This is a genomic window from Ruegeria sp. ABM4_193 (assembly GCF_056158705.1).
Window position 1 is genome coordinate 1,732,877 of sequence record NZ_JBSWTT010000001.1, and the last position, 16,948, is coordinate 1,749,824.

The following is a 16,948-nucleotide window of genomic DNA, read 5'->3' on the forward strand; positions in this document are numbered from 1 at the left end:
CGCAGTGAAATGTAATTAGAACCGTTCTAAGGTGTCCGACGATTATCGTCAAGTATATCCGGACGCCCGTACGAAAAAGACAGGACCAAAGCACACATGCCCGAGGTGATTTTTCCCGGACCCGAAGGCCGCCTGGAAGGCCGCTACCACCCGCAAAAGGAAAAAGACGCACCGATCGCAATCGTGCTTCACCCGCATCCTCAATTTGGCGGGACCATGAACAACAAGGTGGTCTATAACCTGCACTATGCCTTCTATAACATGGGCTTTACCGTGTTGCGCTTTAACTTCCGCGGCGTTGGCCGCAGTCAGGGCGAGTATGATCAGGGCGTAGGTGAGCTGAGCGATGCGGCATCGGCACTGGATTATCTGCAATCGATGAACAACAACTCGAAACACTGCTGGGTCGCGGGGTTTTCATTTGGGGCATGGATCGGAATGCAGTTGCTGATGCGCCGGCCTGAAATCACCGGGTTCATCAGCGTGTCGCCACCGGCCAATATGTACGACTTTTCGTTCCTGGCGCCCTGCCCCTCATCCGGTCTGATCATCAACGGATCCGCCGACCGCGTGGCCCCTCCGGCAGACACCACGTCACTGGTGAATAAGCTGCATGAGCAAAAGGGCATCACGATCACTCATAACGAGGTTGAAGGCGCAGATCACTTCTTCCAGGATCGTCACATGGACACGTTGATTACCGATGTCAGCGATTATGTGAAGCGCCGCCTGACCGAGAACACCCGCTGATGTCCGACACCATCACAACTCTTGCGGCTAAACTGGCCGAAGATACGATGAAGGTTATGGACGAAACCGGGGAAGACCGTTTCTTTGTCGAAGTCGGCGAAGTGCTGGGGGCGGCGTCGCAGTCTTTGGAAGAGGCATTTCTAACTGAAATCCGCGTGCGCCTGGCCGAGCGTAAGGCCAGACAGTTTGTCATCAGACGCTTGGCTGCCCACCGCTCCAAACAAAAAGCGATAGAAAAACAATGAGTGAACGTTTGTCGGCCCAGATTGCGTTTCTGAAACGGGCCGACATGCTGAAAACGGTCGAGCGTGCAAACGTCCTGCTCGACCAGTCCCGACCCGAAAACTCTGCCGAACACAGCTGGCATCTGGCATTGTGGGCCATGGTGATGGCCCCTCTGGCCGGGCCAGATGTGTTGATTGATCGGGTTATCCGAATGTTGCTGTTGCATGATTTGGTTGAGATCGTCGTAGGCGACCATCCAATCCATTTGGAAACCGACTGGGATGAGCTGGCGGACGCAGAACAAAATGCAGCGTCACAGCTGTTTGGTCTACTACCGGAAGATCAGGCGCATTTCTTTTTGTCCTTGTGGCAAGAGTTCGAAGCAGACCAGACACCAGATGCGCGGTTTGCAAAAGTTCTGGATCGCTGCCAGCCGCTGTTTCAGGTGCTGTGCGCGTCTGATCCCAGGCCAGACCATGTGGATATCGCCCGCGCCAATCTGGACGGTGGACGCGCGGCCTATCTTTCAAATGTCTTTCCACTGGCCTACCGTCACGCAAATGACGTTCTGAGCGGATCAGAGCCTCAGGACAATGCCTTTACAAGACGGCTCGACTTTCTGACCGAAGCAGATCAGTTGAAATCGGTGATACGCGCCTCGCGCCTAATGGCTTCGGATCGGTTAGAGAACTCGGCAGAGCATTCCTGGCATATCATGCTTTACGCCTGGGTTTTGTCAGAACACGCGCACTCCGAAATTCGTGTGGATCGGGTGCTTCAGATGCTTCTTCTGCACGATATCGTCGAAATCGATGCCGGAGATCACCCTATTCACGGTCAGGCCAACCACGCCGAGCAGGAGGCAAAGGAACAAGCGGCAGCTCAAAGGTTGTTTGGTCTTTTGCCAGATGCGCAGCAGGTATTTTTCGCGGACTTGTGGCGGGAGTTTGAAGCTTGCGAGAGTGCAGACGCTCGATTTGCAAAATCAGTCGACCGGTTTCAGACACCGATTGCCAATCTGGAGAACGGCGGCGGTTCATGGATCGAATACAACGTAACTCTTGCCCAACTCGAAGCACGTGTGGGACCGGCGATCAGAAATGGGGCACCGGATCTTTGGAAATGGCTGTACCCCATGCTTATCGGATTTTTCGACAGCAGCGAAACGACGCCACTAGACGCATAACAGAAAAAAGGAGCCCAAAGGCTCCTTTTTCCCTTTCAAGTTCCGAGTGGCTTTAAAACACACGACTACCATCGAACTGTTGAACCACAATGGCTGCCTCATTTTCGACGGACCCCCCGTCGGCAAGCCACCCAACTGCCACTATCAGACCAGAAACAAGAATGACCGACTTTGCGAATGTCGTCATCGAACAATACTCTTTAACAAATCATAAAATATGAGCTAACCCTTACACTAATTCTAACCCGAGAATAGTCAGGTATACCTGACCTAACGGAAATTTTAGTTTGAGACTTGTCTTGCTTGTCGCGCGTGTTCCGTGTTCAAGGCGCACAAACCCTATAGCTCTACGAGAGACCATAATGCCTCAAGCCTATCTGTTTCTGTTACTCGCCGTGATGGCGGAAACCATCGGCACAACCGCATTGCAGGCCAGCCAGCAATTTACCCGGTTTTGGCCGTCCGTCCTTGTTGTTTTGGGGTACGGGGTCGCCTTTTATCTTCTGGCGCTGACCCTGAAAACCATGCCTGTAGGCATCGTCTATGCAATTTGGTCTGGGCTGGGAATCTTTCTGATCGCAATCATCGGGTTCTTGGTGTTTGGTCAAAAGCTGGACTGGCCTGCGGTGCTTGGGCTGAGCATGATTCTGGCTGGAATTCTGATCATTCACCTGTTTTCGAAGACTGCAGGCCACTGATCCACGGTTAGGGCTGGTATATTTTGCCGCGCCGCGTTATGCGCGCGGCAACTTCCCGTTCAAAGGCTGACCTCTCATGGACCTGCGCAATATCGCAATCATCGCTCACGTGGACCACGGTAAAACGACTCTGGTGGATGAGCTGCTCAAACAATCCGGTGCGTTCCGGGAAAACCAGGCTGTGGCGGAACGTGCCATGGACAGCAATGATCTGGAACGTGAACGCGGCATTACCATTCTGGCCAAAGCCACCTCGGTCGAATGGAAAGATACCCGCATTAATATCGTCGACACCCCCGGCCACGCCGATTTCGGTGGCGAGGTTGAGCGGATTCTCAGCATGGTTGACGGCGTTGTCTTGCTGGTCGACGCTGCCGAAGGTCCTATGCCGCAGACCAAGTTTGTGACCTCCAAAGCGTTGGCACTTGGCTTGCGTCCAATTGTGGTTCTGAACAAGGTCGACAAACCCGATGCCGAACCTGATCGTGCGCTGGACGAATGTTTCGATCTATTCGCCAACCTTGGGGCGGATGATGATCAACTGGATTTCCCAGCTATGTACGCCTCAGGCCGTTCTGGTTGGGCGGACATGGAACTGGACGGCCCTCGCAAGGACCTAAGCGCCCTGTTCGACCTGATCGTCGATCACGTCCCTGCCCCCAAGCAGACCGACCACAAGGAAGAGCCCTTCCGCATGTTGGCCACAACACTTGGCAGCGATCCGTTTATCGGTCGCATTCTGACGGGTCGCGTGGAAAGCGGTACTTTGAAAGCAGGCGATAGCCTGAAAGCGCTCAGCCGCGATGGCACACTGATCGAGAACTTCCGCGCTTCGAAAATCCTGGCGTTCCGTGGCCTGGCCCAACAGCCCATCGATGTCGCCGAAGCCGGGGACATTGTGACCATCGCTGGAATGAGCAAGGCCACTGTGGCGGATTCGTTGGTTTCCCCACAGGTTGAAGAGGCCTTGCCCGCGCAGCCCATCGACCCGCCAACCATCACCGTAACTTTCGGCATCAACGATTCTCCCCTGGCGGGTCGCGACGGCAAAAAGGTTCAATCCCGCGTCATCCGAGATCGCCTGATGAAAGAAGCCGAGTCGAACGTTGCGATCCGCATCACCGACACCCCTGGCGGCGAAGCCTTCGAAGTCGCTGGCCGTGGCGAATTGCAGATGGGTGTTCTGATCGAGAACATGCGCCGCGAGGGCTTCGAACTCAGCATCTCCCGACCGCAGGTTCTGTTTCGCGAGGAAGACGGTCAACGGTTGGAGCCCGTGGAAGAAGTCACCATCGACGTGGATGACGAATATTCTGGCGCAGTGATCGAGAAGATCACCGGCGCTCGTAAAGGCGAGTTGGTCGAGATGCGCCCGGCCGGCGCTGGCAAGACCCGCATCATCGCCCACGTCCCTTCGCGCGGCCTGATCGGCTATCATGGTGAGTTCTTGACCGATACGCGCGGCACTGGCGTTCTGAACCGCGTGTTCCACGACTGGGCGCCCCACAAAGGCCAGATCCCCGGCCGTCGCGCGGGCGTACTGATCTCGATGGAGAACGGACAAGCCGTTGCTTATGCGCTGTGGAACCTGGAAGAGCGCGGCCGCATGTTTGTCGGTCCGCAGACCGATGTCTATCAGGGCATGGTGATCGGAGAGCATTCGCGCGACAACGATCTGGAGGTCAATCCGCTGAAAGGCAAGAAACTGACCAACGTGCGTGCAAGTGGTTCAGACGATGCGGTCCGTCTTACACCCCACGTTCAGTTCTCGTTGGAAGAGGCCATTGCCTATATCGACGACGACGAACTTGTCGAAGTAACACCCAACGCAATCCGTCTGCGAAAGCGTTACCTGGACCCACATGAGCGCAAGCGGATGGCCAAATCGGCCTGAACAACCTGCACTTGTGACCAGCTTAATGGGAAACAATGGCATAACTGTGGCATTTTTGCTTCCACTTGATCAAAAAACGATTTTCGAAAGGCCGGGCATAACGCCCGGCTTTTTCTTGAAAAGATAGAATTTTCTTCCTTAGGTTGCATTAATTTTTACCCTTTCGCCCTGACCACATCTTGCGATTAAGTCGATCTAAAGGTGCAAATATGCCCGAAGTGTGACGTCGTTCACTCACACAAAAGTTTAAATGGTGCATAGAGATGCACGTGTAAGGTGCCGAGTTCCGAGGAGTTAATGATGGTTTTTCGTTCCCTTAAGTTACCAGTCTTTTTTGCCGTAACGGCAGTTTTTGTTTTGCCTGTGACCGATGCGTTTGCAAGCGGAACGTGTACCGTGAAAACAGCCCGTCAATCCGCGGGGTCGCCGTCAGTCTTGTGCGAATGTGATGCTGTGACCACTGGAATGTTGCGGTATATTCAGCGCCGTGCAGACTTTGATGAGATCGTGGCCCGTCTGGGCGCCGAATGCTCTCCGCTTGCGGATCTGCTGACAGACCTTCCAACGGCATCAGTTGGATCGTCGGACACACGCGCGGGCGATGGGCCGGCAAATGAAGGTACTGGCACCGACGGCTTTGGCGGATTTGGTGACACACCCGACAGTGATGGCCCACAAGGTGATCCCGGTCCGCAGGGTGATCCTGGTCCACAAGGTGATCCAGGCCCACAAAGTGATCCCGGTCCGCAAAACGATCCCGACCCACAAGGTGAACCGGAACAAGAAGAGCCTGAACAGGAAGAGCCTGAACAGGAAGAGCCCGAGCAGGAGGAACCCGAACAGGAAGAGCCTGAAGTTCTACGCTAGGGACTTGTCACTTGATGTTTGGGGGTGCTGCGGTCGAAAACAAATGCACCGGACGTGTGGGCGCTGAGGCGATCAATGCCCACACATTCAGAGTGAAACAGATGTTTTCGTAAGCTAACCAATTAGCTCCGCCCGTAGATACCTACCCAACGACCGGGTTGGTTCGGATCCTGCATGCGGAGAAAGAGATACCGCGTTGCTTTCCAAGGCTTGATGCGATTGGTCAAATTGTCCAAAACTAAATCACCGTTGGCTGAACGGTATATAAGGACCGCATGAGGGGTTCGGCGTGTATCCAGAACGGTGGCAATCAGCAATTTGTTCGGATCCACCCCCGCATTTATCAAATCCCGCTTCTTGAGCAGTGCAAAGTCTTCGCAATCGCCACCTCTGGTCGTTGGCAATGCCCACAACTCTCTTGTTTTGTACTGAGACTGATCAGTTACCTCTCGGGTCGAGGCGTTCACACGTCGGTTCACCTGCTTCACGATCTGCATTTCCGACTGACCGGAAAGTGCCGCAGATCGTTTTGCAGAACACGCCCACCGATACTGGCTGCAAAGATTTCTCGCCCCGCTCGGTGGCGGCGATGAAGCGACAGCGGGAATAAAGCGACCTTCAGATGCTTGGGCATCTGTTGTCCCAAAAGGCGTTGCAAGGAACATGGCGCTTAGACCAACAGCACATACAGCAGAGGTCAAAGCCTTTGCAAACCGGTGGTTGGTCGAATTGATCACTGATGTCATGCCCATTCCCCGAGACAGTATCGTTCCAACGACTGCCGATACCCAAGGACCATATTCCACTTTTGGAAACTATCCTTTAACGATCCTCAGTCGCAATCATTGAGAACGTGCAAATGAAAAAGGGCGAAATTTCGTTCCTTAATTTGACAATTTCGAGCAGGAATTGCCAAAGGACCGCCACAATCTTGCGGATCCATCAACGGAAAATTGTGAAGAGTTGTCCGTAAGCATTTGTAATCATAACAAAATAAAAACAGCCCGCAAAAACGGGCTGTTTTCCAGATACGCGCGTCATGTGTAAGCTGAAAATCGCTGAAATCAGCCAAACGGTCTGCGGGCACACACCTATTCGGTGATTTCGACCACAACCAACTCTCTTTCGCTGGCATTGCGGGCGTGATTCAGCGCCTGCTGATACTCATCGGAATTGTAGCATTCGACTGCTGATTCTAACGATGGGAACCGGGCAACCACATTGCGCGGACGCTCTTTGCCTTCCAACTGAACGTATCGCGCGGCCCGAGCGATAAACTCACCACCATGTTTGGCAATGGCTGGCCCGGCTAGCTCGGCGTATTTCCCATAAGCCTCGGCATCCGTGACCGTGACATGTGCAATCCAGAGTGCAGCCATCTTATCCTCCCAATACCTGCTCTGCGGCTTTGATCGCGGCATCTGCGTTCGAAGCATCTTTGCCGCCGCCCTGGGCCATATCGGGTCGACCACCTCCGCCCTTGCCACCCAGCTCAATAACCGCTGCCTTGACCAGATCCACCGCCGAAACGGTTCCGGTCAGGTCATCGGTCACACCGGCTGCAACCGCAGCCTTTCCACCGGTATCTGCGATAAGCAGTACGGCACCGGTTCCAAGACGGGCTTTATGTTCGTCGATCAGCGCCGGAAGGTCTTTACCCGACACACCGCTCAGGGCTTGTGCCAGGAATTTGACGCCGTTGACGTCCCGCGCTTCGGTTCCGCCACCCTGTCCGGCGCCACCTGCCATTGCCAAATCGCGACGCAGCTGAGCGACTTCGTTTTGCAACGATTTGCGTTCATCCAGCAGGCTCTTTACCCGCGCGACAACGTCGTCCGGTTGCGCTTTCAGTTCCAGTGCAACCTGCGCAAGCCGGTGATCCTGAGCCGAAAGGTAACGGTTCGCCTCATCCCCGGTCAGCGCTTCGATCCTGCGCACACCGGCGCTGCTGGCGCTGTCGCCCAGTACCACAAACGTGCCGATATCCCCTGTCTGGCGCACATGCGTACCGCCGCACAGTTCGATCGACCAGGTTTCACCATCCTGTCCCTTGCCAGTTGGCGCCTTACCCATCGAGACAACACGCACTTCGTCGCCGTATTTCTCGCCAAACAACGCTTGGGCTCCAAGCTCACGCGCGTCGTCAGGCGTCATGATCCGGGTTTCAACGGTCGAGTTCTGGCGAATGAAGCTGTTCACCTCGCGCTCGACCTTTTGAATTTCCTCAAGGCTCAGCGCTTTGGAATGGCTGAAATCAAATCGCAGACGATCCGCCGCATTCAGCGAGCCACGCTGCGCCACATGATCCCCCAACGCTTCCCGAAGCGCTTCGTGCAGCAGGTGCGTGGCCGAATGGTTGGCACGAATGGCAGTACGGCGGGCGTGATCCACCTCAAGCTCGACCGCGTCGCCTTTGGACAGCTTGCCGTTTTCGACCGTTACCTTATGTGCATAGACTTTGCCGTCGGCGAATTTCCGGGTGTCCTCCACCCGGCTAAGGTCATCGCGGTCTTCGACTCGGCGCAGTTCACCCGTATCGCCAATCTGACCACCGGCCTCGCCATAAAACGGAGTCTGGTTCACGACAACCCAACCGCTGCCCCCTGCTTCGATGGCATCGACCAAAGCGCCATCTACGACCAGCGCGGCAACTTGCGCTTCGGCCTTCTCGGTCTCATAGCCCAAGAAATCCGTCGCACCTGCCGTATCTAAGACATCAAACCACACGGCCTGGTCCGCAGCTTCGCCGGACCCGGCCCAGGCCGCCCGCGCCTTGGCTTTCTGTTCGGCCATTGCAGAATCAAACCCGTCGGTATCGACGGCACGACCCTTCTCGCGCAGCGCATCCTGCGTCAGGTCCAATGGGAAACCATAGGTGTCATAAAGTTTGAAAGCCGCAGCCCCCGGCAAAGGCGCGCCTTCGGCAAGTCCCGCAACCTCGTCATCCAACAGCTTCAAACCGCGATCCAGTGTTTGCTTGAACTTGGTTTCCTCAAGCAACAGCGTCTCTTCGATTAAGGGCTGGGCCTGGGTCAACTCCGAGTAATGCCCTCCCATGAGCTGCACCAACGACGGCACGAGGCGATGCATGACAGGATCCTTGGCCCCCAACAGGTGCGCATGGCGCATGGCGCGGCGCATGATCCGGCGCAGAACATAACCGCGCCCATCATTGCTGGGCATGACCCCATCGGCAATCAGGAACGAGGTGGAACGCAGGTGGTCAGCAATCACGCGGTGATGGACATTCTGGTCACCATAGGGATCCACGCCGGTTGCATCGGCAGACGCCTCGATCAGGGTTTTGAACAGGTCAGTGTCATAGTTGTCATGGCTGCCCTGCAGCAACGCGCCGATCCGTTCCAGCCCCATACCAGTGTCGATGGACTGCATGTCCAGTTCGACCATCGAGCCATCTTCGAACTGCTCGTTCTGCATAAAGACGACGTTCCAGATTTCGATGAAACGGTCGCCGTCTTCTTCGGCCGATCCCGGAGGACCACCCCAGATGTGATCGCCATGGTCATAGAAAATCTCGGTGCACGGTCCGCAAGGACCGGTCGGGCCCATCTGCCAGAAATTATCATTGGTCGCGATCCGGATGATGCGATCCTCAGGCACGCCAACCTTTTTCCAGATCTCAAACGCCTCGTCATCGGTGTGATAAACCGTGGTCAGCAGGCGGTTCTTGTCGATGCCGAATTCCTTGGTAATCAGGTTCCAAGCGAACGGGATCGCGTCATGCTTGAAGTAATCCCCGAACGAAAAGTTGCCCAACATCTCGAAAAACGTATGGTGACGCGCGGTATAGCCCACATTGTCGAGGTCGTTATGTTTGCCACCGGCCCGTACACATTTCTGCGCCGTCGTGGCGCGTGTATAGTCGCGGTTTTCAAGACCGGTGAACAGGTTCTTGAACTGGACCATGCCCGAGTTCACGAACATCAGCGTTGGGTCGTTACGCGGCACCAGCGGGCTGGATGCCACAACCTCATGCCCCTGTTTTTCAAAGTAGTTCAGAAAGGTCGATCGGATGTCGTTCAGGGTTGGCATAGGGCTCTCTCGGCGCACATAAATCTTGGTCCCCGCAGGTTTATCCCTCTGTCAGAAAAGTGTCCACAGCAGAGGTGTGCCAGAATGTAGCAAGGCGGCCCGATGGGCCGCCTTGTTTCGTTCTTACCTACTTTCGTTTGGAAATAACCGAACTTCCGGTTTTCCAATCACCGACGGTCACGCTTCGAGGATGTCATCATCCTCGACAGCACCCGGTGGCATATCGAAATCCAGCCCATGTGCAGCGCGGATCTTGTCTTCAATGTCCAAGGCGATCCGGCTGTTGTCACGCAAATATTGCTTGGCGTTCTCACGCCCCTGCCCGATCCGCTCGTCGCCATAGCTGAACCAAGACCCCGATTTCTCGACCACGCCAGCTTTGACACCCAGATCCAGTAGCTCACCCATTTTCGAGATACCTTCGCCGTACATGATGTCGAATTCGACCTGCTTGAACGGAGGAGCAACTTTGTTCTTCACGACCTTGACGCGTGTTTGGTTGCCGACAACCTCGTCCCGGTCCTTGATCGCACCGATGCGGCGGATGTCCAGACGCACAGAGCTGTAGAACTTCAACGCGTTACCACCGGTGGTGGTTTCCGGGCTGCCGAACATCACACCGATTTTCATCCGAATCTGGTTGATGAAGATCACCATACAATTCGAACGGCTGATCGAACCGGTCAGTTTCCGCATTGCCTGGCTCATCAGACGAGCCTGAACGCCAACATTGCTGTCGCCCATATCGCCTTCAAGTTCGGATTTCGGTGTCAGCGCCGCCACCGAGTCGACAACGACCATGTTGACCGCACCCGACCGCACCAGCGTATCGGTGATTTCCAGAGCTTGTTCACCGGTGTCCGGCTGCGAAATCAGTAGCTCATCAAGGTCGACACCCAGTTTGCGGGCATATTGCGGGTCCAATGCGTGTTCCGCATCCACAAAGGCGCAAACACCGCCACGTTTTTGCTGCTCTGCGATGCAATGCAGTGTCAGCGTCGTTTTACCCGAACTTTCCGGGCCGTAGATTTCTACAATCCGCCCCATCGGCAGGCCGCCGATTCCCAGCGCGATGTCCAAACCCAGCGAGCCGGTTGAGCTTGCTTCGATATCCTGCGTGGCACCTTCGCCCAGCTTCATGATCGAGCCTTTACCGAATTGCCGTTCGATCTGGGCCAGTGCGCTGTCGAGCGCCTTTTGCTTGTCTGCGTTTTTCTTGTCGCTCATTGTCAGAAGATCCGCCATTGTCCTGTCGCCTTCCCTTTTGTCACACCCTTGATCGGGCGGCAATCGCTGCTTTGTTCGCCTCTTGTTCCTTATGGGACCAAAAAGAGAACATTTCAACTAAAACTTACAGAACTCACTCTTCTGCAATTGTGTTAAAGAGTCGTTTACGACAATCTGTGCAAGCAATCAGGACAAGGCGGAACGCGGTACATGCTTGTTTTCTTTGAAGAACGTCTGGCTTTTCTTGCCGTTCCCAAGACTGGAAGCACGGCTTATCATATGGCCTTGCGTGATCGAGCTGATCTTGTGGTCACTCATCCACCAGAACTGAAACACGCGCCGGTGCGCCGGTTTGACCGTTTTTTCCAAAACATGTTTTTGAAAATGTACGACACGGAAATGGAAATCATGGCTGTTGTACGTGAACCCATCGACTGGCTGGGCAGTTGGTATCGGTTTCGCAGTCGCGAAGACCTGATTGGTCACCCTCATTCCACCCGCGACATAAGTTTTGACAATTTTGTGCAAGCCTACATGCAAAACCAACGCCCTGAGTTTGCCGATGTTGGAAGCCAAAGTCAGTTTTTCCGCACCCGAAGCAATGGGCGTGGAGCGACACATGTCTTCAAATATGAAAACCAGACTGGGATTTTGGACTTTTTGCAAACGCGGCTGAACATGGACATCGTCTTGCCACGCGAAAACGTGTCACCTGCAGGAGATCTAAGCCTTTCGCCGAGTACTGAACGACAATTCCGCAATTCACATGCAGCGGAGTTTGCCATTCATAACGCGGCGCATTGATCAGTTCATTTGCTGAAAAACAGCCTCGGTCAACTGATTGAGTGAGAAAGGTTTGGGCAAGAACGTTGAGTTTGAAATGCCCGGCCCGGACTCGCCGAATGCGCCCTCAGTATATCCTGAAACAAACACAACGCGCGCGTCCGGGCGCGTTTCCCGCGCTTTGCGGACCCAGGTAGGCCCGTCCATTCCCGGCATAACCACATCCGTCACAAAGACATCCACGTTCAATGACGCGTCTTCGAGAAGTTTCAGCGCCTCTTCTGCCGAATCCGCTTCGAGAACGGTATACCCCTTCAATCGCAGCGCGCGGGTGGCAAAGGCGCGAACCGGTGCCTCGTCTTCGACCAGCAGCACCACCCCTTCGCCTTGCCGTGCACTTTGCGCGTCAGGTTTTGCCGGGGTTGTGATCTCGGTTTTTTCATCAGTCGCGCACACTGGCAGAATGACCGTGAACTCCGTACCGCGCTCGACAACACTGTCGACGAAGATGAACCCGCCTGTTTGTTTCACAATGCCATAGACGGTCGAAAGACCAAGTCCAGTACCCTCACCTGTTCGTTTTGTTGTATAAAACGGCTCAAACACTTTTTGCAGCTTGTCGGCTGGAATACCTGTCCCGCTGTCCACCACCTTGACCGTGACGTATTCGCCAGGTTGAACTGTCGCCCGATCTCGGCTGAGCGGTCGGGATAATCGCATAACTTCGGTTTCGATACGAATCTCTCCGCCGTCAGGCATGGCGTCTCGGGCGTTGACGACAAGGTTCATCAGAACCTGTTCCAATTGGCGCTTGTCGGCCCGCACCGGTTTGAGAACCGGGTCATGGCTGAGCGTCAATTGCACCTTTTCACCCACCAATCGGTTGAGCAGGTGAATAAGGTCCGAAATCGTGTCGCGCAGATCCAAAACTTCGGGTCTGAGCGTTTGTTTTCGCGAGAACGCCAGAAGCTGACTGACCAGGGCCGCGGCACGGTTGGCGTTTTGGTTAATCTGAACAAGATCCCCAAAATCCGGATCGTTCTGGTCGTGCCGCAACAGCAACAAATCGCAATGACCGGAGATCGCTGTTAGCAGATTGTTGAAATCATGCGCGACGCCTCCGGCCAATTGCCCCACGGCTTGCATTTTCTGACCCTGAACAAATTGCGCCTCCAGCGTTTTCAACTCGGTCGCGTCGTTCAGGACTGCAATCAGACCCACCTTGCCGTCGATGACAACTTTGCTCAATGTGACTTGAACAAAAATTTCTTTGTCGTCCCGGCTAAGCTGCAGAAACTCTGACTTAGGTACATCCGCTTCCGAGGCGACCCCTGCAAGCCAATCCCGAAGTGGAAGCCGCAGCCCTCGCATGATGTCATCTATACAGGTTCCCTTTAGGCTGTCTTTCCCCAACAACTTTATCGCCAGCCTGTTTGTGTCGAGGATTGTGCCGTCTGACGAAAGGGTCAAGATTGGAATCGGAAGATCCTCGAAAGACGCACCGGCACCTTGTGTTGTGGACGTGCCGACAGGGATCAGGCCCAAATGATGCTTCGACCCCGTGGTCGACAAATTAGCGACGGCGGCTGAGACCAGACCGTCACGGGCGTTCACCAAATTTGTGGCCCCAATTACCGGTGCACCGTCAAGAAAGACGTCCTGAACACGTTTCACGTCAGAACCAAGCATCTTTTCGGCAGCGGAATTGGCATGCTGGATTTCGCCTTTATGCCCAACGGAAAGAACCGGGATGGCCAAGTCACGGCTGTTTGCCCCCTCGCCCTCTTCAAAGCGCCAACAAAACAACTCGGTGTCCAGCCGAGACACGGTGAGGGATAACATGTTCGCGCTGTTGGGAAACTCATCATAGGCACGGCCATGCGATTGTGCCTGAGATTGCAACCGAAGCAAAACGGCCTGAGGGTTCGAAAAGGTCGATCGCAAGCATAAACTCAGGGACTTACCAGTTTCGGCCCCAAACCGTTTTTGTGCGTGTATGTTCGCGACCAGAATATCGCCAAACCTGTCGGCCACCAGAAAGGGGGCAACCTCCAGTTCCGCAAATGCCCTCATCAGGGCTGCACTGCGCTGTGCGGATCGGATGGCCAATCGCCCCTTTATCGTGACGCAAAGCACCGCAAATAAAAGGGAAACACCGGCCACTGTAAGGCCAGAACTCCACTCCGGCGGCAACAGACCTGTGATTGGCGCTAAGGCGATCAAAAGAGCCAAGCTCAGAAGCGATCCTACGCGCGTCGCTGAAGGCAGTTGGGTAAAAGAGAGGTCGCGTACAGAAAATGCAGTGTCAGACATAAACGGCTCAAGCGCAAAAAGGTGTCGGAAGTAACATCCAAAATGGTTAATGCCCGCTTAACGAATATGAGCGGGTTAAAAGCTACCCTAGGTTGTTATTTGTCCGAGCCTTATCTCGTCAAGTGTGCCGTGAAAAACCCGTCTGACCCGTGTGCGACTTGCCATGATTTGCGGAATGTCTCGGCCCATTCCGGGTTTCGCGCCAAAAAGGAATCAACGATTGCGCCGTTTTCGTCAGCCAGAACCGAGCAGGTCGCATAAGCGAAAATACCGCCCTTTCGAACTAAAGCGGTCGTATTTTGCAAAATTCCGGATTGGATTTGCGTGAGATCTTGCAAGCGCTCTTCGGTCAAAGCCCATTTTCCCGCAGGTGCGCGCCGCCACGACCCGCTACCAGAACACGGAGCATCCGCAAGTACGATGTCAAAGGGCTCTTGTTCATCTAGTTCCTTTGACGTCAGAATTTTCACGTGGGCCCCGGCGCGTTTTGCGCGCGCAGGAAGATCCCGCATCCGGGCTGCATTCACGTCATGGGCAAAGACTTGGACACCATTAAACGCAGCCAAGGCCAGCGATTTGCCACCGCCCCCTGCGCAGAAGTCAAGGACACGCATGCCCGGCTGAAGCTCTAGCGCCGCAACAACCGCCTGACTGGCAGCGTCTTGTAGTTCGACCAACCCGTCCTGATAGGCGCGGCCCTGCGCAATCTTGCGCGCGCCTTCGGTCACTTCCAAAGCTGTCGTGCAAAACGCGTGCGGCTGCGCTGTAACGCCATCGGCCTGCAGCGCGGCTATCGCAGACGCTGCATCAGCCTTGAGCAAGTTCACCCTTAAATGCACCGGAGCCCGTAATTGCAGCGCTTCGGCCACGGCCGGAGTCTCAGATCCCAACGAAGCCGAAAACCGGGGCCAAAGCCATTCGGGAATATCAAGTCGTTCGGCGTCTGACCGAAAGGCCCGTACGGTCTCTGACGGCTGCACGGGGTCAGGCGCATGTCTGTCGCCTGTGAATATGGCTGCTGTGTCCCCACCCTGAGCCCGCGTTGCGCCAATCATCAAACCGCGCCCGGAGTGGCCACCGCCAAGCGCTGCAAAGGATCGCTGGCAGCGTAATGCATCAAACACATGATCTCGCACCGCTGCGCGATCTTTTGATCCTGCAAAGCGGCTGCGACGCGCCCATCCGGTCAACGCCTTTTCAACGGGCGCTCCGATCAATATCTCATCCAGGATTTCAATTGCGGCCTGAACACGAGCTGCCGGGGTCATGTCGACCTCCCTAAGGTGTGGGTGAACGCAAAACGGCGCCCGTGTCTGGGCGCCGCATGCAACAGGTCAGAAGATCACATCACCCGGTAATTTGGGCTCTCACGTGTAATCTGAACATCATGCACGTGGCTTTCCTTCAGACCGGCACCGGTGATTTTAACAAAGCTGCAATTTTTGCGCATCTCTTCAACGGTTGCGCAGCCAGTATAGCCCATTGCTGCACGTAGGCCGCCTACAAGCTGGTGGATCACAGCGCTGGCGGAGCCTTTGTAAGGTACCTGCCCTTCGATGCCTTCAGGCACCAGCTTGTCATTGGCTGCGTCCTTCTGGAAATACCGGTCCGCCGATCCACGCGCCATGGCACCCAGGCTTCCCATCCCGCGATAGGATTTGAACGAGCGGCCCTGATATAGAATGACTTCGCCCGGGCTTTCATCGGTGCCTGCGATCATCGAACCAACCATGGCGCAAGAGGCACCTGCAGCAATCGCCTTGGCAAAATCGCCCGAGAATTTGATGCCTCCGTCAGCGATGACGGGCACGTCACCTGCGGCTGCCGAACAATCACTGATCGCGGTCAGCTGCGGTACGCCAACGCCCGCCACCATTCGCGTGGTGCAGATCGACCCCGGACCGATACCAACCTTGATGGCGTCAGCCCCCGCATCAATCAATGCTTTGGTCGCTTCACCCGTGGCCACGTTTCCTGCGATGATCTGAACTTCATTGGATAGCGTCTTAACGCGCTTTACTGCGTCCAACACGCCTTGCGAATGGCCATGAGCAGTGTCGACCACAATGATGTCCACACCCGAATCCACCAGTTGTTCCGAGCGTTCAAAGCCCGCGTCCCCGACCGACGTGGCGGCAGCCACGCGCAGACGGCCCAGCCGATCTTTACAAGCTGTAGGGTTCAAGACGGCTTGTTCAGTGTCTTTCAAAGTTAAAAGCCCGGTCAGTTTCCCCTGGGCGTCTACCACAAGCAGCTTTTCGATGCGTCGGGCCCGCATCAGGCTTTTGGCTTCTTCCAGATCTGCGGGTTCTTGCAGCATGGCCAGATTGTCAGCCGTCATCATCGCCTTGATCGGAGTATCGTCCGAAGTGGCAAACCGCATATCCCGGTTTGTCACGATGCCCACAACGCGGCCTTCCGCATCCACGACAGGGAAACCGGTGAAGTTGTAGCGTTCCACCAGGGCCTGTGCATCTGCCAGCGTCTGATCCGCGCGCAACGTGACAGGGTTGTATACGATACCCGATTCAAACCGCTTGACCCGGCGCACTTCGCGGGCTTGCTCTTCGACCGAAAGATTCTTGTGAATGACCCCGATGCCACCGGCCTGGGCCATTGCAATCGCCATGCGCGCCTCGGTCACGGTGTCCATGGCCGAGCTCAGCAGCGGTATGTTCATGGTGATTTCACGCGTCACACGTGTGGTGGTATCTGCTGTCGCCGGAAGCACAGAAGATGCGCCCGGAACCAGAAGAACGTCGTCAAAGGTGAGTGCCTCACGAATCTGCATCTGAAAACCCCATGCAAAAGCCCGTTTGACGGCGACCCTATCGCATGGATTTAACCAAAGGGAAAGCCCCCCAAAGCAACTCAGGGCAATGGCGGTGCAGAAAACGCCGCAAGCTGAGCAAATCGTGCCGCTGATAGCCCTTTCCCTTTGCGCTCAACATC

The 16,948-nt window shown here is 55.3% G+C and carries 14 protein-coding genes; 7 read left to right on the top strand and 7 right to left on the bottom strand.

Annotated features, from left to right (window positions below):
• Positions 1–96: 96 nt before the first annotated feature.
• The 6 genes from ACXADZ_RS08765 to ACXADZ_RS08790 all read left to right on the top strand — a co-directional run bounded on the left by ACXADZ_RS08765 (position 97) and on the right by ACXADZ_RS08790 (position 5,620).
• Positions 97–750 carry an alpha/beta hydrolase gene (locus ACXADZ_RS08765; protein ID WP_170324952.1) on the top strand — a complete coding sequence of 218 codons (654 nt, stop codon included), beginning with the start codon at positions 97–99 and terminating at the stop codon, positions 748–750.
• On the top strand, positions 750–995 hold the full coding sequence (locus ACXADZ_RS08770; RefSeq protein ID WP_171089973.1) for a hypothetical protein: 246 nt from the start codon (positions 750–752) through the stop codon (positions 993–995). Before ACXADZ_RS08765 ends, ACXADZ_RS08770 begins: the two co-directional genes overlap by 1 nt.
• Complete coding sequence (locus ACXADZ_RS08775; protein WP_475195138.1) at positions 992–2,161, top strand: HD domain-containing protein; 1,170 nt, start codon at positions 992–994, stop codon at positions 2,159–2,161. The genes ACXADZ_RS08770 and ACXADZ_RS08775 overlap by 4 nt, the downstream gene beginning before the upstream one ends.
• Positions 2,162–2,523: 362 nt before the next feature.
• The gene (locus tag ACXADZ_RS08780; protein WP_171668210.1) at positions 2,524–2,859 is read left to right on the top strand and encodes a DMT family transporter; all 336 of its coding nucleotides are present in this window, start codon (positions 2,524–2,526) and stop codon (positions 2,857–2,859) included.
• Between the two features lie 76 nt (positions 2,860–2,935).
• On the top strand, positions 2,936–4,753 hold the full coding sequence (typA, locus tag ACXADZ_RS08785; protein WP_475195141.1) for a translational GTPase TypA: 1,818 nt from the start codon (positions 2,936–2,938) through the stop codon (positions 4,751–4,753).
• A 465-nt stretch (positions 4,754–5,218) separates the two neighbouring features.
• Positions 5,219–5,620: a hypothetical protein gene (locus tag ACXADZ_RS08790; RefSeq protein ID WP_475195145.1), complete on the top strand. Its 402-nt coding sequence runs from the start codon at positions 5,219–5,221 to the stop codon at positions 5,618–5,620.
• Positions 5,621–5,742: 122 nt separating this feature from the next.
• Here ACXADZ_RS08790 and ACXADZ_RS08795 read toward each other — a convergent pair whose 3' ends face one another.
• The 4 genes from ACXADZ_RS08795 to recA all read right to left on the bottom strand — a co-directional run bounded on the left by ACXADZ_RS08795 (position 5,743) and on the right by recA (position 10,918).
• Complete coding sequence (locus ACXADZ_RS08795; protein WP_475195149.1) at positions 5,743–6,357, bottom strand: transglutaminase-like cysteine peptidase; 615 nt, start codon at positions 6,355–6,357, stop codon at positions 5,743–5,745.
• 354 nt (positions 6,358–6,711) lie between these two features.
• On the bottom strand, positions 6,712–6,999 hold the full coding sequence (locus ACXADZ_RS08800) for a DUF1330 domain-containing protein (RefSeq protein WP_171089965.1): 288 nt from the start codon (positions 6,997–6,999) through the stop codon (positions 6,712–6,714).
• A 1-nt stretch (position 7,000) separates the two neighbouring features.
• Positions 7,001–9,673 carry an alanine--tRNA ligase gene (gene alaS / locus ACXADZ_RS08805; RefSeq protein ID WP_475195151.1) on the bottom strand — a complete coding sequence of 891 codons (2,673 nt, stop codon included), beginning with the start codon at positions 9,671–9,673 and terminating at the stop codon, positions 7,001–7,003.
• A gap of 177 nt (positions 9,674–9,850) precedes the next feature.
• On the bottom strand, positions 9,851–10,918 hold the full coding sequence (recA, locus tag ACXADZ_RS08810; RefSeq protein ID WP_171183159.1) for a recombinase RecA: 1,068 nt from the start codon (positions 10,916–10,918) through the stop codon (positions 9,851–9,853).
• Between the two features lie 192 nt (positions 10,919–11,110).
• On the opposite strand from recA, the gene ACXADZ_RS08815 reads away from it, so the two are divergent.
• Positions 11,111–11,704, top strand: a complete 594-nt coding sequence (locus ACXADZ_RS08815) for a gamma-glutamyl kinase (protein WP_475195156.1) — start codon at positions 11,111–11,113, stop codon at positions 11,702–11,704.
• Here ACXADZ_RS08815 and ACXADZ_RS08820 read toward each other — a convergent pair whose 3' ends face one another.
• The 3 genes from ACXADZ_RS08820 to guaB form a co-directional block, all read right to left on the bottom strand.
• Entirely contained in the window at positions 11,705–13,996 is a 2,292-nt protein-coding gene (locus ACXADZ_RS08820; RefSeq protein WP_475195160.1) for an ATP-binding protein, read from the bottom strand.
• Between the two features lie 110 nt (positions 13,997–14,106).
• Positions 14,107–15,264 carry an RsmB/NOP family class I SAM-dependent RNA methyltransferase gene (locus ACXADZ_RS08825; RefSeq protein WP_475195164.1) on the bottom strand — a complete coding sequence of 386 codons (1,158 nt, stop codon included), beginning with the start codon at positions 15,262–15,264 and terminating at the stop codon, positions 14,107–14,109.
• Positions 15,265–15,338: 74 nt separating this feature from the next.
• Complete coding sequence (guaB, locus tag ACXADZ_RS08830; RefSeq protein WP_171183152.1) at positions 15,339–16,787, bottom strand: IMP dehydrogenase; 1,449 nt, start codon at positions 16,785–16,787, stop codon at positions 15,339–15,341.
• Positions 16,788–16,948 lie beyond the last annotated feature (161 nt).

Bases quoted from the DNA above. Each gene is read 5' to 3' on its own strand.
- ACXADZ_RS08765 (WP_170324952.1), top strand. From the start codon at position 97: ATGCCCGAGGTGATTTTTCCCGGACCCGAAGGCCGCCTGGAAGGCCGC.
- ACXADZ_RS08770 (WP_171089973.1), top strand. From the start codon at position 750: ATGTCCGACACCATCACAACTCTTGCGGCTAAACTGGCCGAAGATACG.
- ACXADZ_RS08775 (WP_475195138.1), top strand. From the start codon at position 992: ATGAGTGAACGTTTGTCGGCCCAGATTGCGTTTCTGAAACGGGCCGAC.
- ACXADZ_RS08780 (WP_171668210.1), top strand. From the start codon at position 2,524: ATGCCTCAAGCCTATCTGTTTCTGTTACTCGCCGTGATGGCGGAAACC.
- typA (WP_475195141.1), top strand. From the start codon at position 2,936: ATGGACCTGCGCAATATCGCAATCATCGCTCACGTGGACCACGGTAAA.
- ACXADZ_RS08790 (WP_475195145.1), top strand. From the start codon at position 5,219: ATGTTGCGGTATATTCAGCGCCGTGCAGACTTTGATGAGATCGTGGCC.
- ACXADZ_RS08800 (WP_171089965.1), bottom strand. From the start codon at position 6,999: ATGGCTGCACTCTGGATTGCACATGTCACGGTCACGGATGCCGAGGCT.
- alaS (WP_475195151.1), bottom strand. From the start codon at position 9,673: ATGCCAACCCTGAACGACATCCGATCGACCTTTCTGAACTACTTTGAA.
- recA (WP_171183159.1), bottom strand. From the start codon at position 10,918: ATGGCGGATCTTCTGACAATGAGCGACAAGAAAAACGCAGACAAGCAA.
- ACXADZ_RS08815 (WP_475195156.1), top strand. From the start codon at position 11,111: ATGCTTGTTTTCTTTGAAGAACGTCTGGCTTTTCTTGCCGTTCCCAAG.
- ACXADZ_RS08820 (WP_475195160.1), bottom strand. From the start codon at position 13,996: ATGTCTGACACTGCATTTTCTGTACGCGACCTCTCTTTTACCCAACTG.
- ACXADZ_RS08825 (WP_475195164.1), bottom strand. From the start codon at position 15,264: ATGACCCCGGCAGCTCGTGTTCAGGCCGCAATTGAAATCCTGGATGAG.
- guaB (WP_171183152.1), bottom strand. From the start codon at position 16,787: ATGCAGATTCGTGAGGCACTCACCTTTGACGACGTTCTTCTGGTTCCG.